The organism is Anoxybacillus thermarum, assembly GCF_000836725.1.
Classification (GTDB): domain Bacteria; phylum Bacillota; class Bacilli; order Bacillales; family Anoxybacillaceae; genus Anoxybacillus; species Anoxybacillus thermarum.
The window spans coordinates 1-15,976 of sequence record NZ_JXTH01000033.1 but is presented as its reverse complement, the minus strand read 5'-3'; the positions used below and the strand labels follow the sequence as shown (position 1 = coordinate 15,976).

General features: G+C 43.7%; 12 protein-coding genes and 1 CRISPR repeat array. Of the genes, 10 read left to right on the top strand and 2 right to left on the bottom strand.

Annotation, left to right across the window (positions count from 1 at the left end; genetic code table 11):
* Window positions 1-23 precede the first annotated feature (23 nt).
* From LH47_RS08955 to LH47_RS08915, 9 genes are all read left to right on the top strand, one after another.
* On the top strand, window positions 24-1,439 hold the full coding sequence (locus LH47_RS08955) for an NAD-dependent malic enzyme (protein ID WP_043966677.1): 1,416 nt from the start codon (window positions 24-26) through the stop codon (window positions 1,437-1,439).
* A gap of 993 nt (window positions 1,440-2,432) precedes the next feature.
* Window positions 2,433-3,515: a DUF1611 domain-containing protein gene (locus tag LH47_RS08950; protein ID WP_235341094.1), complete on the top strand. Its 1,083-nt coding sequence runs from the start codon at window positions 2,433-2,435 to the stop codon at window positions 3,513-3,515.
* Window positions 3,512-4,612 carry an alanine/ornithine racemase family PLP-dependent enzyme gene (locus LH47_RS08945; RefSeq protein ID WP_043966675.1) on the top strand — a complete coding sequence of 367 codons (1,101 nt, stop codon included), beginning with the start codon at window positions 3,512-3,514 and terminating at the stop codon, window positions 4,610-4,612. The genes LH47_RS08950 and LH47_RS08945 overlap by 4 nt, the downstream gene beginning before the upstream one ends.
* Before the next feature lie 382 nt (window positions 4,613-4,994).
* Window positions 4,995-5,222, top strand: a complete 228-nt coding sequence (locus LH47_RS08940) for a hypothetical protein (protein ID WP_043966674.1) — start codon at window positions 4,995-4,997, stop codon at window positions 5,220-5,222.
* Window positions 5,223-5,343: 121 nt separating this feature from the next.
* Complete coding sequence (locus tag LH47_RS08935; protein WP_043966673.1) at window positions 5,344-5,931, top strand: class I SAM-dependent methyltransferase; 588 nt, start codon at window positions 5,344-5,346, stop codon at window positions 5,929-5,931.
* A 177-nt stretch (window positions 5,932-6,108) separates the two neighbouring features.
* Window positions 6,109-6,542: a CRISPR direct-repeat array (repeat unit 30 nt; unit sequence GTTTGTATCGTACCTATGAGGAATTGAAAC).
* 103 nt (window positions 6,543-6,645) lie between these two features.
* Window positions 6,646-7,704 (top strand): glycosyltransferase family 4 protein, encoded by a 1,059-nt coding sequence (locus LH47_RS08930; protein WP_043966672.1) that lies wholly within the window; start codon window positions 6,646-6,648, stop codon window positions 7,702-7,704.
* Window positions 7,694-8,434 (top strand): HipA family kinase, encoded by a 741-nt coding sequence (locus LH47_RS08925; protein ID WP_043966671.1) that lies wholly within the window; start codon window positions 7,694-7,696, stop codon window positions 8,432-8,434. The genes LH47_RS08930 and LH47_RS08925 overlap by 11 nt, the downstream gene beginning before the upstream one ends.
* 14 nt (window positions 8,435-8,448) lie before the next feature.
* Window positions 8,449-10,161: a DUF6044 family protein gene (locus LH47_RS08920; RefSeq protein ID WP_084221299.1), complete on the top strand. Its 1,713-nt coding sequence runs from the start codon at window positions 8,449-8,451 to the stop codon at window positions 10,159-10,161.
* Window positions 10,158-11,162 (top strand): glycosyltransferase family 2 protein, encoded by a 1,005-nt coding sequence (locus LH47_RS08915; RefSeq protein ID WP_043966669.1) that lies wholly within the window; start codon window positions 10,158-10,160, stop codon window positions 11,160-11,162. Before LH47_RS08920 ends, LH47_RS08915 begins: the two co-directional genes overlap by 4 nt.
* A gap of 57 nt (window positions 11,163-11,219) precedes the next feature.
* Here LH47_RS08915 and LH47_RS08910 read toward each other — a convergent pair whose 3' ends face one another.
* Together LH47_RS08910 and LH47_RS08905 are read right to left on the bottom strand one after the other, a co-directional pair.
* A complete protein-coding gene (locus LH47_RS08910) occupies window positions 11,220-12,920 on the bottom strand; it encodes a methyl-accepting chemotaxis protein (RefSeq protein ID WP_043966668.1) in 1,701 nt (566 codons plus the stop codon).
* Window positions 12,921-13,027: 107 nt separating this feature from the next.
* Window positions 13,028-14,194: a tetracycline resistance MFS efflux pump gene (locus LH47_RS08905; protein ID WP_043966667.1), complete on the bottom strand. Its 1,167-nt coding sequence runs from the start codon at window positions 14,192-14,194 to the stop codon at window positions 13,028-13,030.
* Window positions 14,195-14,333: 139 nt separating this feature from the next.
* Between LH47_RS08905 and LH47_RS08900 the strand changes: the two genes are divergently transcribed.
* Entirely contained in the window at window positions 14,334-15,590 is a 1,257-nt protein-coding gene (locus LH47_RS08900; RefSeq protein WP_043966689.1) for an ATP-binding protein, read from the top strand.
* The last annotated feature ends 386 nt before the right edge of the window (window positions 15,591-15,976 follow it).

The following is a 15,976-nucleotide window of genomic DNA, read 5'->3' as shown; positions in this document are numbered from 1 at the left end:
ATAGAGAAAAGGAAGGGTACAACATGTCAAGCGGAGCAAACATGCACATTACGATTCGATTACAATTTGCGAAAAACGTCGTCTCTTTTAGCGACATTGCCACCGCAATTGGACAAGCTGGTGGAGATATTGTCGGCATTGACGTCATTTCCTCAAGCAAAACGCATACAGTGCGCGATATTACGGTGAGCGTTCTTGATTCGAAGCATGCGGACGTCGTTGTCGATACGTTGCGGAAAACGACAGGTGTAAAAGTCATTCACGTCTCTGACCGCACGTTTTTAATGCATATCGGCGGAAAAATTGAAGTGAAATCGAAAATTCCGATTAAAACGCGTGACGATTTGGCGCGCGTATATACGCCGGGAGTGGCGCGCATATGTACGGCGATTGCCGAAGATCCAACAAAAGCGTATTCGTTAACGATTAAACGAAATACGGTGGCGGTCATTTCAGACGGAACGGCAGTATTAGGACTTGGTGACATTGGACCGTATGCGGCGATGCCGGTCATGGAAGGAAAAGCGATGTTGTTTAAACAACTCGCGGGCGTCGATGCGTTTCCGATTTGTTTAGATACGAAAGATACGGAAGAAATTGTGCAAATCGTCAAAGCGATCGCCCCGGCGTTTGGCGGCATTAATTTAGAAGATATCGCGGCACCACGTTGTTTTGAAATTGAAGAACGGCTCAAACAAGAGCTCGACATTCCTGTCTTCCACGATGACCAACATGGAACAGCGGTCGTCTTGCTTGCAGGGTTGTTAAATGCGTTAAAAATTGTAGATAAAAAGATTGAAGACATTAAAGTCGTATTAACAGGCATCGGCGCGGCAGGCATCGCCTGCACAAAAATATTGTTAGCAGCGGGTGTGAAAAACATTATCGGTGTTGATCGTCAAGGGGCGATTCATCGCGGCGTACAATATGACAATCCGTATTGGAACGAATATGCAAACATGACGAATCCGGAAAATATAAGCGGAACGCTTTCAGACGTTATCGCTGGGGCGGACGTATTTATTGGTGTATCCGCACCAGGCATTTTAACGGTAGAAGATGTGAAAAAAATGGCGAAAGATCCGATCGTTTTTGCGATGGCAAACCCAGTTCCAGAAATTGATCCAGAGCTTGCCGAACCGTACGTTCGCGTCATGGCGACAGGGCGTTCAGACTATCCGAACCAAATTAATAACGTCCTTTGCTTCCCAGGTATTTTCCGCGGCGCGTTAGACTGCCGCGCCATCGAAATTAACGAAGAAATGAAGCTAGCAGCAGCCGAAGCGATCGCTTCTGTCGTTACAGAAGAAGAATTAAGCGAAACATACATTATCCCGAGCGTCTTTAACAACAAAGTGGCTGAACGCGTGCGCGAAGCTGTCATGAAAGCCGCATACAAAACAGGCGTCGCTCGTAAGGACGATATGATGTTTAGGTAAAAAGCATGGCGCCATTGCGCCATGTTTTTTTAAGGCATAAGCTTCCGTTGCTTCTTTGTCGTGTTTGAAATAGAACGATAGAGTGAAGCTCTAGAACGGATGTGAAAAGAGGTTTTATGGAGGAAACAACTTATATCATCATATACCTCGATTGTTTGTTTCAGCGGACTTCTTTTTTATTCTTCTTCCTTTAATCCCGAGCGAACTTTTTTATCGTGTTGTTGGCAGTCGGGATAGTTATTCTCAATTATTACGACATTAAAATTCCTCCAAATGGAAGTGGAACATCATTTCATTCTTCGCTACATTTAGCAGTGCTCATTGTATTGGGAATGAAACATGTTTTGCTCAATCGGAACAAGGAACGACGTTTGTCATTCGCCTTCCGATTCACTGATAAAAACAGCATGCTTATGGATTTGTTCATCATTTCACAACCGTCGTCGACCTCCAATCTTGCAAAAACCTCGGGGGATCGACGACAATTTGATTTTTGTCACTTTTTCAGACGCATCAAGCGATAAAGACCATTGACTGAATTTTCGGATGGTTGTATAATGAAACTGTATACATTTTCCATGTGTTGATATATCAACACTTTTTAGGGTTTGTATCGTACCTATGAGGAATTGAAACACTAACTTCCATGTCCTTCCCAGCAAATGATGTGCTTATGGTTTGTATCGTACCTATGAGGAATTGAAACGTCGATGCGATGTTCTAATTGAATTTCCCACATTTGTTTGTATCGTACCTATGAGGAATTGAAACTGTCTTTGGTCTGACGAGAGCTTCCACTTATGCGGTTTGTACCATACCTATGAAAAATGCATGGAGAACAACCTTCTTTTGGACAAGTGATGTATTTTACTTTTTATTCAAAATTTGATATAATTATTAAAGCAGGGAACATCTTTCTTTCCGATTTCGGTAAAGCGAGATGTTTTTTTTTCATGGGGATATTGATTTCACAACGAAATGGAGGGATTTCTTGTGAAGAAATACGCCATTGTATATTGTGAAAATCAATTTGGTTCCATGGATGGAAAAACAGCGAATGGACTTGTGCGCGATTCTGGACTGTATGAAATCGTGGCGGTTATTGATTCGACAAAAGCTGGTCAAGATGCGGGAGAAGTGCTTGATCAAAAGAAAAATGGCATTCCGATTTGTAAAAACCTTCAAGATGCAATGGCCTCCGCAAAAGAAAAACCGAACTACTTCATCTTAGGAATTGCTCCAGCGAACGCTTTTCTCAAAAAAGAAGAACGACAAGTCGTGATCGAAGCGATGGAAGCAGGCATGCATATCATTAACCCACTTCAAGAGTTTTTAACAGAAGACGAAGAAATGATGACAATCGCCAAACGTTGTGGAGTAACGATTCGCGATATTCGCAAACCGCGTCCGAAAAAAGAATGGACGTTATTTACGGGACGCATTTTGCAAGTGAAAGCGCCCGTTGTGGCGGTGCTCGGAACAGATGGGGCGTGCGGAAAACGAACGACCGCGATGATTATCGCGAAAGAAATGCAACATCGTGGCTATAAAGCGGCGTTTGTTGCGACAGGACAAACAGGCTTAATTCAAGGTGCTTCGTACGGATTTGCGATGGATGCGTTTCCGCTTCAATATATGATCGGTGAACTCGAACGAGAAATTGTGCGTGCGTACGAAACGGAAAAACCCGACATCATTATTGTAGAGGGACAAGGGGCGTTAAGCCATCCAGCTTACGTCAGCTCGGCTGGCATTTTAAAAGGGGCGCGGCCACAAGCAGTCATTTTGCAGCATCCGCCGAAGCGAAAAGTGTTGGGCGATTTCCCGTTTGTCGAAATGCCTACGGTCGAAAGTGAAATTGCATTAATTGAACATTTCGGAAAAACAAAAGTCGTTGCGATCACGTTAAATCATGAAGGAATGACAGATGACGAACTGAAGCGAACGATTGACGAATATGAACGAACATTCCACATGCCTGTAACAGACGTGCTGAAATACGGCGCAGACAAAGTTGTCGCACGCCTCATCGACTATTTCCCAGCGTTACAAAAACGCGAGGTGGCGGTGTCATGACGGCGAAAGTCGAAATTGACTTGCGAAAAATCCGTCATAATGCTGTCACGTTGAAAAAATGGTGTGAAGAAAAAGGAATACAAATGACAGCTGTCGTCAAAGGGGTAGGCGGAGATGTACAAATTGCTCGCACCCTTGTCGAGAGCGGTTTGACGAGTTTAGCGGATACGAAAGTTGAACGGATCGCAAAATTAAAATCGGCGCACATTCCAGCAACGTATATGCTCATTCGTACACCTGCATTAAGTGAAGTAAATAAAGTTGTTCAATATGTCGATGTGAGCGTCCAATCAGAAATCGACGTCGTGCGTGCGATTTCGGCGGAGGCGGTCAAGCAAAATAAAACGCATGCCATTATTATTATGGTTGAAATGGGCGACTTGCGCGAAGGGATTATGCCGAAAGACGTCCCGTCATTTATTGAACAAATACGTTCGTTGCCAAATATTCAAATTGTCGGCATCGGCGCAAATTTCGCCTGTTTTGGTGGCGTTATTCCGACGGATCAAAAAATGCATGAGCTTTCGTCACTTGCGAAACATATTCAAAAACAGTATGCGTTGTTTTTACCGTACGTATCTGGTGGCAACTCCGCGAACTATTATTGGTTAAAACAAACGAAAGATGTCGGTTGCATTAACCATCTCCGATTTGGCGAATCCATTTTTTTAGGACGAGAAACGATTCGCGGTGCGGCTATTCCTCATTTATATCAAGATGCGTTTTGTCTCGTCGCGGAAGTGATCGAAGTGAAAACGAAGCCATCTGTCCCGTACGGTGTACAAAGCCGCAATGCCTTTGGGGAAACGCCGATATTTCAAGAACGAGGAATGATGAAGCGCGCCATTGTCGGCATCGGCCGCCAAGATGTGTACGTGAGCGGATTGACGCCACTACATCCTGTTCAAATCATTGGCTCAAGCAGCGACCATATTATTGTTGACGCTACGTACACCGACATTCAAGTCGGCGACTTCATTCGCTTTGCGGTAGACTATGGGGCGATGATTTCTCTTATGACGTCTCCGCATGTTCAAAAAACATACGTACGAACGGATGAAAAAAATGGCCATTTCCCGACAAAAACATCGGCATAAAAAAGTCAGCGCTTAACACGCTGGCTTTTTTTATGTTTTCAACTTCTGTCATAGGGAGGGGAACATGCCTTCTTTTTACTATAAATTTTGGCAAGTTGAGAGTAGGAAATGAAAAGATGAGTATAGAACTAAAAATTCATTTCGATTCATGAAAGCAATGAATAAAAAGGATTTGTTTGATTTTTGTTGAATATTGCAACATGTTATCATGCATTCAAGGGGAGAGAGGGTTGTTAAATTGTTTTACGAAAAGTGAAAAGAAATGGAATATCGTTATTAGAGTTTAAGCGACATATACTGCCGAGAGGAAACATTGTAAATCAACTTTCTTTGCATATTGAGGGAGCTTTGGCATACGTACTTCATAAGAAGGTGCATATCATTGAAACTTTTAGAATATCCCCTTGATGAACTTGATCTCGAATTTATTTTAGAAATTCAGAACAGATTAAAACAACATTTCGGTGACCGTGCTTCGATTATTCTTTTGAATTCAGGAATGTTAGAACGAATGGTAGAGGATCCGAATTATGTTTACCATTACGATGAAGCGTATTGGGTTGAACGAATCAAGAATAATTATGAATCAAGACAAAATACCGTGTCGTAAGGGAGCTCATTTTCCATTCAATAAATGAAGCTCTTTTTTTGACTTGTTGTTCAGACGACAAACATCGAAAAAAAGGGTAAAATACGTATGTAAGTATAAAAAAGAAAAGGACGGATGATTCATGGCAGGGCATCGATTTCATCATTCTAAAGCAGAGAAGTTGTTGAATCCGAAAAGGAGAGAGCTGATTGCTCCAGAGGAAGTCGTTTCGTTATTGCACATTAGCGAACGGGATGTCGTGGCAGATTTAGGGGCAGGGAACGGCTATTTTACTGTCCCGATAGCGAAAGTGGCAAAAACAGTATATGCCGTTGATGTACAACAAGAAATGCTCGATTTACTCCAGCAACACGCAGAAAAAGAAGGGGTAGAAAACATTTCTTACATCCTAAGCGATGTGACGGCAACAACGATTCCATCGCAATCGGTTGATCACGGGCTGATGGCGTTTGTTTTGCATGAAGTAGCCGATCGGGAAGCGGTGTTTGCGGAAATCGCCCGCATCATGAAACCGAACGGTGCGTTTCTATTGATTGATTGGGAAGCGGTTGAAAGTGACATGGGTCCACCGATTCATGAGCGCATTCCGTCGCAACAACTGATGGATGAGGCGAAAGCGGCATTTGCACATGTCGAGCTCGTTCATTTTCACCCGAGCGTGTATGGTGTCATGATCGCAACAACGAAATCAAATAATTTTGTTCAATGATTCACAACCGTCGTCGACCTCCAATCTTGCAAAAATCCCGGGGGATCGACGACAATTTAATTTTTGTCACTTTTTCAGACGCATCAAGCGATAAAGACTATTGACTGAATTTTCGAACTGATGTACAATGACGTTGTATAGCTTTTCCATGTGTTGATATATCAACACTTTTTAGGGGTTTGTATCGTACCTATGAGGAATTGAAACCATCTCCGATTGTGTTCTTTCTATATTCCTTCAAGGGTTTGTATCGTACCTATGAGGAATTGAAACTTTCCCCCTTTGTGGTATTCTATAATTGGGCAAAGGGTTTGTATCGTACCTATGAGGAATTGAAACTAAACCGACGTATGGTTCTTTTATGTTAGTAGGATTAGTTTGTATCGTACCTATGAGGAATTGAAACTAAACCGACGTATGGTTCTTTTATGTTAGTAGGATTAGTTTGTATCGTACCTATGAGGAATTGAAACTATCGAATTTGTTGTATAGTTTGTTTCGGTTTTCTAATGTTTGTATCGTACCTATGAGGAATTGAAACTAATACTTGGAATCGTTTTACACCGATAATTTGACCGTCAGTTTGTATCGTACCTATGAGGAATTGAAACATGGCGAATAGTGCCTTGGCACTGTTCGTTTTTTTATTTTAACAAGCGACAAGCCTTTGACACATACAGTAATAAAAGAGCATGCGATGAAGGGGGCTGAGGTGTGAACATTTTAGTCATTTGGCGGTTGTTGACGGTTGGCGGGGTGAATGCGGGTTGGCGCAATCGGGCGTTGTATTTTAAAAAGCATGGCATCACAACCGATTTTTTATATACGAAAGATCTTGGCGGCATGCATATGATGGAAGACGTCGCAAATGTCTACGTTATGAAAAAGAAAAGCGACATATACGATTTATTGCGAAAACGATATGATGCGATCATCGTCGTCGATACGAGCCAAGCGTACGATTGGTTAAGCGATGTCGGGTATCGCGGACCGATCATTGTCGAGGCGCGCACACCGGAATTGTTGAAATTGAAACGAAATTTACAAGGGATTGAAAAAATTCCACCGCGTCAATTTATCGTTCCGTCTTTTTATCAAAAACGTCTTCTTTCCGTTTTGAGCGATGAACGAGCACCGATTACCGTCATTTATAACGGATTAGATGCTTCTTTTTTTCGCCCGATGGAGTGCGATGATGTCCCGAATAAAAAAATTGTTGCGTACGTCGGACGGTTAGATGGGCGTAAAAATTGGCGTGCGTTTTTACGAATCGCCTCTTTGTTGCAAAAAGAGCGCGATGATGTGGAATGTTGGGTCATTGGCGGACAACATAGCGTAGATAAAGAAGCGTTTGAAACGGAATGGAAGGAAAAACAGCTGACATCATTTGTGAAATGGTTTCCCGTTGTGCCGTATCAACAAATGCCTCATATGTATGCGAAAATTCGTCAATCGGGCGGCTGTTTATTAGCGACGACAAAAGTCGAATCGTTCGGAAATACATTTATTGAAGCGATGGCGTGCGGCGTGCCAGTCGTTGCCCCGCGCGTATCGGCAATGCCGGAAATTATCGTTCACGGAAAAACAGGATATTTATTTCGCGAGCATCATACGCGCGGTGCAGTTCGTGCGATCGCTGAAGTGTTGGACGACAAACAACAATATGCTGAAGCTGGCAGGGGGCATGTGCTCAACCGATTTACGATCGAACGTTGCGCCCAAACGTATGTCGACTTATTACACAACATTGTGGGGGATATACATGAAGTATGAACGGACATTTGCGCAACATAAACATAATTCCCATCTTGTCACTTTTGACGATGGCAAACGATATGTCGTGAAATGTTATGATGCGAAAAAACCGAAGGCACTCATAAACGAGTGGTTTGCCTATCAAATCGCAAAATATATGAACCTTCCAATCCCACACGCCCGTCTCGTTTCTTTGCCCCATACGCTTTTGCCTATTCCAGACGATACGACCGTTATAAAAACAAAAACGCAATTTGCGAGCGCATATATCGAAGGGAAAAACGCCCACGAAACGACGATCGAACATGTTGAAAATGGATGGCAATTGGCAAGCGTCATCGTTTTCGACTATTGGTTGTACAATCGCGATCGGACGAGAAAAAATGTCATTATCGAGCAAAGAGAGGAAAGACAAACGTTATGGATCATCGATCATGCCGACATATGCGGTTGTTCGGCATGGACGGTTGAACAATTAAAACAGTTGCCGCAAACGCTCATCGATAGCAAAACACATCGCATGATGGCGTCGTTTACGACGGTGGAACAGTTCGAACAAGCAATCGCCATCATACAAACGATGCCAGCGCTTTTACTTGAAGAGATGACGAAACATATGCCAGAAGATTGGGAGATTACGGAAGAAGAAAGGAAGCAGCTCGTTCATACGCTCGTTTATCGGCGCGATCATCTCGTTCCCCGTCTCATTCGCAAATTTTGTAAACAACTTTGGCCTGAGCTTGTATAGCTTAGGCTTTTCTTATGCATATTTTTCATTTGTTGTTAAAAAATAATGGGGAATGGAGGGGCGTTATGAGATTGTTCGCATTTGGATTCATCATCATTTTTTTACACGCATTGCCTTATTTCGTGCTTGGGGAAGATGTTCACATGCGCGTACACGACAATTTAGATTCGAACATCGCTTGGTATCGTGTGCTCGTACGAAGCGGCGAGCTGTTCGGCTCCGTTCATGCGACGATTCCGCAAGTGATAAACGGGTTGCCGCGCAACGCATACGGAACAGAATTTAGCGGCATCGTCTGGCTTCACGCCCTTTTTCCACCCGTCTATGCATACGGACTGAGCCAGCTGATGACGCGCGTTTTTGCATTCATCGGCATGTATGTATTGTTGAACACGCACGTGATTAAGGAAAAAGAAAAGACAGAGGAGTGGATTCGTGTCGGAGTGGCGCTTGCGTTTGCATTGACACCGTTTTGGCCATCGGGGATGCTTAGCACGCTCGGCATGCCGCTAGCGCTTTGGGCGCTACTGAACATTCGCGCTGGTGATCGCTCGTTGAAAAACTATGTCGTCCTTACTTTGTTGCCGCTCTATTCTAGCTTTGTGCTCGGCTTTTTCTTTTTTTTAAGCGCGATGTTTTTGTTTTGGATCGTTGATGCGTGGCGCCGTCGTCCGAACATCCCGTTATTGTTGGCGCTCGTATATATGACTGCTCTTTATTTGGCGGTGGAATATCGGCTCGTTCATTCGTTTTTATTTTCGACCGAACCGACGAGTCGTGATGAATATTTCCATGCCCGTCTGTCGTTATGGCGCTCGCTTCGATTAACATTAAAAAACTACATACTCGGTCATACGCATGTGATGACGATTCATACGCTCATTATTTTACCGATTACGTTCATCGCATTATATATCGTATGGAGAAAAAAATGGTGGCAACAAGAGCGGCTGTTTTGGCAGCTTCATGTACTTAATTTTGCGCTATCGCTTTGGTATGCGTTTTGGTTTTATAAAGGATGGCTTCCTGCGACGGAGGCATTTCCGTTTTTAGACCGATTTAACTTTGCGCGCTATCATTTTTTACGTCCGATGGTCATTTACGTGCTGTTTGCATTGTCGCTTCGCATCATTTGGCGCGCATGGGATGGGCGTATCGTTTCGTTTGCGCTTTTTGCGCAGCTTGTTGTGGCGCTGTTGTTTCATGAACAAATCGTTTATCGCGACAAGCCAACGTTTCGGGCGTTTTATGCCGAAAAGCAATTTCAAGACATCAAACAATATATTCAAAAGCCTGTTCATACGTATCGGGTCGTCAGCATCGGCATTCACCCAGCGATCGCTCAATATAACGGCTTTTACACGTTAGATACGTACAACAATTTTTATCCGCTGTCGTACAAACACCAATTCCGGAAAGTGATTGCGAGCGAGCTAAACAAAAATAAAAAGCTGAAGGAATATTTCGATGAATGGGGCGGACGTTGTTACGTGTTTGTGGCGGAGCTTGGCAAACGTTATATGTTTACGAAGCAATCAAACAAACGCATTCGCCGTATGCAGCTCAATACGAACGTGTTGTACGACATGGGTGGGCGATACGTCTTTTCCGCTTTGCCGATTGACAATGCGAAGAAAAACAAACTAAAGCTATTGCGAACGTTTGAAAACGATGAGTCCGCATGGACGATTTATTTATACGAAATAGAAAGGAGTGAAACGACATGACGATTTTAGCGATCGTTGTCCCTTGTTATAACGAGGAAGACATATTGCCAGAGACGATCGAACAGTTGCGGGCGTTGCGGCAACAGCTCATTGATGAACAGCTCATTTCTTCGGAAAGTAAAATCGTATTTGTCGATGATGGAAGCCGTGATCGGACGTGGTCGATCATTTATAAAGCTTGTTTGCGACATGAGGAAGTGAAAGGAATAAAACTTGCGGGCAATGCGGGGCATCAAAACGCCCTTTTAGCAGGCATGTTTGCCGTCAAAGACGTGGCGCATTGCATCGTAACGATGGATGCCGATTTGCAAGATGATATATATGTTGTTCGTGAGTTTGTGTGCAAGTTTCATGAAGGATATGATATCGTTTATGGGGTGAGAAGAAAGCGCGACGTTGATTCATATATGAAGCGTTGGACGGCGGAAACATTTTACCGCATGATGAATCGCATCGGGGTGAAACTCATTTATAATCATGCGGATTACCGTCTCATGAGCCGGCGCGCCGTCGAAGCGTTACAACAATTTCGCGAAGTAAATATGTTTTTGCGCGGCGTTGTGCCCCTTCTTGGTTTTCCGTCTGCCGCCGTATATTATGACCGAAAAGAGCGGAAAGCGGGAGTGACGAAATATCCGTTGATGAAAATGATGCGCTTTGCATTCGATGGATTAACGTCATTTAGCATGATGCCGATTCGGTTCGTTTCCCTTCTCGGTTTTTGTTCATTTTTTGTCAGCGTTTTATTTGCCATATACGTGCTTTTTTTAAAAATGACGGGTCATACGCAAACAGGCTGGACGTCGCTTATTCTGTCCATTTGGCTTGTCGGAGGATTGCAGCTGATGGCGATCGGTCTAGTCGGGGAGTATATCGGAAAAGTGTACAAAGAAGCGAAACAACGGCCCCGCTACATTGTTGATATCGATTTGCTTCATTGGCCGATGATGGCGTCATGCGATGGAGAAGAAAGGTTAAAGAAATTAAGTGATTTTCTGTAAAAATATTCGTATTCCTTAGTTTTAGGATAAAAGGGGCATTACATTACCCCTTTTATCCTATGCTTTAAAATTTTGTACAGAAGAGAGCAGTTCCATGGATAAATCTGCAAGTTGTTTTGCAGACTGGTTGATGAGGTGAACCGATTCATTTTGCCGTTCGATGTTTGTGGCGATCTCAAATGAGCTTGCCGCTCCTTCCTTCGCTTGAAAGCGAATATGATCAATTTCTTCTGTGACTTTGTTAGCGCTTTCAGCGATTTGTTTTGCCCCATTGGCAACTTGGGTAATTTCATCGACGACAGTTTTTAAAGCGCATAAAATACGTTCAAATGATTCCCCTGTATTTTCAACGATTTGTTCCCCTTTTTGAACTTCGAGAAAGCCAGCTTCCATTTGTTTGACGACAGAGGAAATATCGCTTTGAATATGTTGAATGAGCTGAGTAATCGTTCGAGCGGATTGCGCCGACTGCTCTGCCAGCTTGCGTACTTCTTCAGCAACGACGGTAAAACCGCGCCCATGCTCCCCCGCACGCGACGCTTCAATAGCAGCATTTAGCGCAAGCAAGTTTGTCTGTTCCGAAATATTTGAAATCATATGAACGATTGTACTAATTTGCTGTGAACGTTCAGACAATTGGATAACGATGTCGGACAAATGTTTTACCGTATCGCGAATAACATGAATTTGGGTAATCGTATTTTCTACGGAACGTTTTCCGTTTATCGATTCTTGTTCCGCTTCGTGCCCGAGTGCTTGCATCATTGAAGTTTTGTGTGCGATTTGTTGGACGTGTTCGCTTAACTTCGCAACTTGTTGAGAAGCGTATTCGGTTTTTATTGATTGGTTGTTTGCCTGTTGGGCAACCGCATCGACAAACTGTGAAATTTCTTTTGATAATATGCTCGCTTCATGAGATATGGAAGATAATTCTTGCGAGGAGGCGGTTACTTGTTCAGAGCTTTCCTTTACTTTAAAAATAAGGGAGCGCAATTGACGTTTCATGTCAACTGCTGCCTTCGATAGCAGAGCGATTTCATGATTGCCTGCAACAATCACATCTTCGGTAGTTAAGTCGCCTTTTGAAATATTTTGAAATACATCGACAATGTTTCGGACTGGCAAGACGATGGTACGGCGAATCGTTAAAAAAACGATGGAAACGAGTACGATGATAATGACGATGCCGCCAATGACTAAGTCGATTGTATTTTCTCGCACGGAGCGAATGACGTGTTCAGCAGGGACAGTAACAGTAATTGCTCCACGGAGATCGCCGATTTTCAGTCCTTCTTTTTGAAAGCCGAACATATCTTTTTCTCCTCGCGGTTCACCGTGACATGCAAGGCAAGCCGCTTCCATGCGCAACGGTTCGACATATCGATAAACAAGGCGGTCGTTTACTTTGGCTAGCGCTGTGTATTCGGTAGCCGACGGATGGGATAAAAACGCTTGAATCGCCTGTTTTTCGAAATCGTCTGGAGCGTTTTGTTCATTGCGTATAAAGCCCGGAACGCCAACTTGCCGCAAGCGTAAGCCGATCCCATCCCCAAGGTTCTCCCCGTTTGTTAGACGAATTTGATTCGTATGTAATTGAATGAATGTGTTTTTATCGTCCAGTTGGGTAGCGAGCGATTTCGCTTGGTTGTACAACTGTTTTTGAGCATTTTTCATGCTATTTAAGTAAAAAAAGGAAAACAACAATGAAAACGATACAATCATTGCAGTGACAATGATAAATAAAAAACGCTTCGCCATAATCATCCCCCATTTTCTATCCCCTTCGGTAAAATTATACTATATATTTCTGTACTGTCATCATAGAAAATGTGCTAATATTTCGAAAAAAATACGAAAGTCTCCGGTTAAGCGGAGACTTTTTGCGTCATTGTTCGTTCGAATGATTGAAACAAGGCGAATGAAATAAATGTGAGCACGATGCCTGTCATATACGGCAAGCTCGGCTTTAATGTAAATAGCCATCCTGCGATCGCAGGCCCGCCAATGCGTCCGAGCGAATCGAACGACGATAACAGCCCTGTTGCGCTTCCTTGTCCCCCGATCGTCTGTTTCGTTAATAAGGCGGATACGCATGGGCGAATGACGCCGTTGCCGAGGCCGAAAATCGTTAAATAAAGGGCAGCCGTCCAAAAATGGTCGATGAATAAAATAAGGAAGAAGCCGAGCGCTGACATAAATAGTCCACCGCGAATGACCGTTCCTTCACCGAACGATTGAATGAGTTTTCCGAGCAGTCCCCCTTGGACGATTGCACCGGCAAGTCCCATAATCATAAAAATGTAGCCGAGCTCTGTCGATGAAAGTCCTGCGCGTTTTGCGGCAAAATAAGCAAACGTTGCTTCAAGTCCCGCAAGCGAAAACGTGACGATAAACTGCAATATGTACAGACGCGATACGTCGCTCCGTAGCGCCGCCATAAGTGACGGTCGTTTCGTTTCTCCGTTCGATCGCTTTTCTTTCGGAAGCGATTCATGCAAGAACAAGAAAACGAATATGGCAGTGATAAGCGCTAAACTGCCTGCGATCCAAAACGGAACGGTTAAGCTCGCCTTTGAAAACACGCCGCCGATCGCGGGCCCGAAAATAAAGCCAAGACCGACAGCCGCACCGATAATGCCCATTCCTTTTCCGCGGTCTTCTTCGGTCGTGACGTCTGCGACATATGCCATCGCTGTCGGCATCGTAGCGGCAGATAAAAAGCCACCGATGATGCGCGCGGCAAATAACATCCAAAGTTTTGTTGCCAAGGCAAATAAGAAAAACGAAAGCGCTAAACCGAAAATGCCGAGCAGCAAAAACGGTTTGCGTCCGTAACGATCAGACAATCGTCCCCACATTGGCGCAAATAAAAATTGCATAAACGAATATACAGCCATTAACCAGCCAAGCTGTGTCGGAGTCGCGCCAATGTTTTCGGCGAAAAACGGAAGGACGGGGATAATAATGCCGAATCCAACCATGACGAAAAACATCACAACAAATAAAAGCGGCAAATAACGCCGATCATTCATGATAACCATCTCCACTATGTAGTTTGCATCTTTATCATAATGCAAACGTGATCTTTTTTCAAAGATGTCGATGCGTTGACAACGGAAAAAGTTTTCGCGAAACTGAAAAAGGATGAACGATGTGGGAGAGTTGAGAAAGATGACATATATCAATCAGCACGTGTTAAACAATTTATTTTACATTTTAGTGAGCATTTTTTTCTTTTACTTTTTATACGATTACGTTCGATTTTTCCAGCGCAAAAAAGTGTATCAACGTTTGTTGTTTGTTGCGTGTTTGAGCGTGCCACTTATTTTATGTATGAAATATCCGATTTACATCGCGCCCGATTGCGTGCACGATTTGCGGCAAGTTCCGTTTCTCATCGGCACGTTTTACGGCGGATGGACGGTGAGCTTGCCGTTGCTTATTATTTTACTCGTTGCGCGGTGGGTGATGTACGGGCATCAGTTTATTACGGTCGCTGTTTACGTCATGATGTTTATTTTCGGAAGTTTGTTTTCTCCATTTTTTAAACGGTTGCCGAAAACAAAACGGATGGTTGCTTCGATGATGATGACGTTTATTCTTGCGATTGCAGCAACGATATTAGCGATAGCGATTTCCGATTTCGAGGTGACCGAGTCGTACATCGTTGATTTTATTCTCGTCCCTCCTGTCGCCGTACTATTTGTTGTGTTTATGATGGAAACGTTACGGGAAGCGTTGCTCATTCGTTCGAAAGCGATCAAGCTTGAAAAAATGGAAGTCGTTAGCCAGCTTGCCGCAAGCATTTCCCATGAAATTCGCAACCCCCTTACCGTTGTCAAAGGATTTATGCAACTGATGAAAGGAAGAGACATATCGGAGGAAACGAAAGAGCAATATATGAATATCGCCCTTGAAGAGTTAAACCGCGCCTGTGCCATTATTGACGATTATTTAACGTTTGCGAAGCCGTTCCCAGAAAAGGTAGAACCGCTTCATGTGCATCATGAATTAGAAAAAGTGATTGACATGCTGCGTCCGTTCGCGAACATGCATGGGGTGCAAATTGTCCCAACCCTCATGCCTGCGACGCTCAAAGGGAACGGACAATATTTTCGGCAATGCTTTTTAAATATAATAAAAAATGGAATTGAAGCGATGGAAAGCGGCGGGGCGGTGTACGTCGCTGTACATGTCGATGAAAAAACGGTTACGATCGTCGTGCGCGATGAAGGAAAAGGAATGACGAAAGAGCAGCTGGCACGATATGGCGAACCGTATTTCAGCACGAAAGAAAAAGGGACAGGGCTCGGGGCGATGGTATCGATTCGCATCATTGAAATGATGGACGGCACGTGGACGATGGAAAGCGAAAAAGGGCGCGGAACGACGATGAAAGTGACATTCCCTCTGTTATCGAAAAAATAAAAATATTTCGAAATAGCGAAAAAGTATTGTCTTTAACGATTTTGGGCGTTAAAGTATAAAATGAACATAACAAGTAAGGGGAGTTTACAACGTGTGAGTAAAATATTTGTGGGTGACATTCAGGAATGATTCCCCGACGAGGGTTGCGAACTTTTGTTCGCGACGCTCGTCGGGGCCACCAAGCGAAGCGCGGTAGAAAAAAGCAAATGTCATGCAAAAAGGACTCTCTCCCTGCTATGATGGTGATGACCAACATCAATAAAACAGGAGGGAGAGAGTCCATGAAACATTTTACCACAGAATGGCCTTTATTAAAAGAGCTGGAGGAACAATTAGTCAGAACTCTTCAAAAGGTGTTCGCTGTCTTGTTGGCGGCCCTTTTGGAG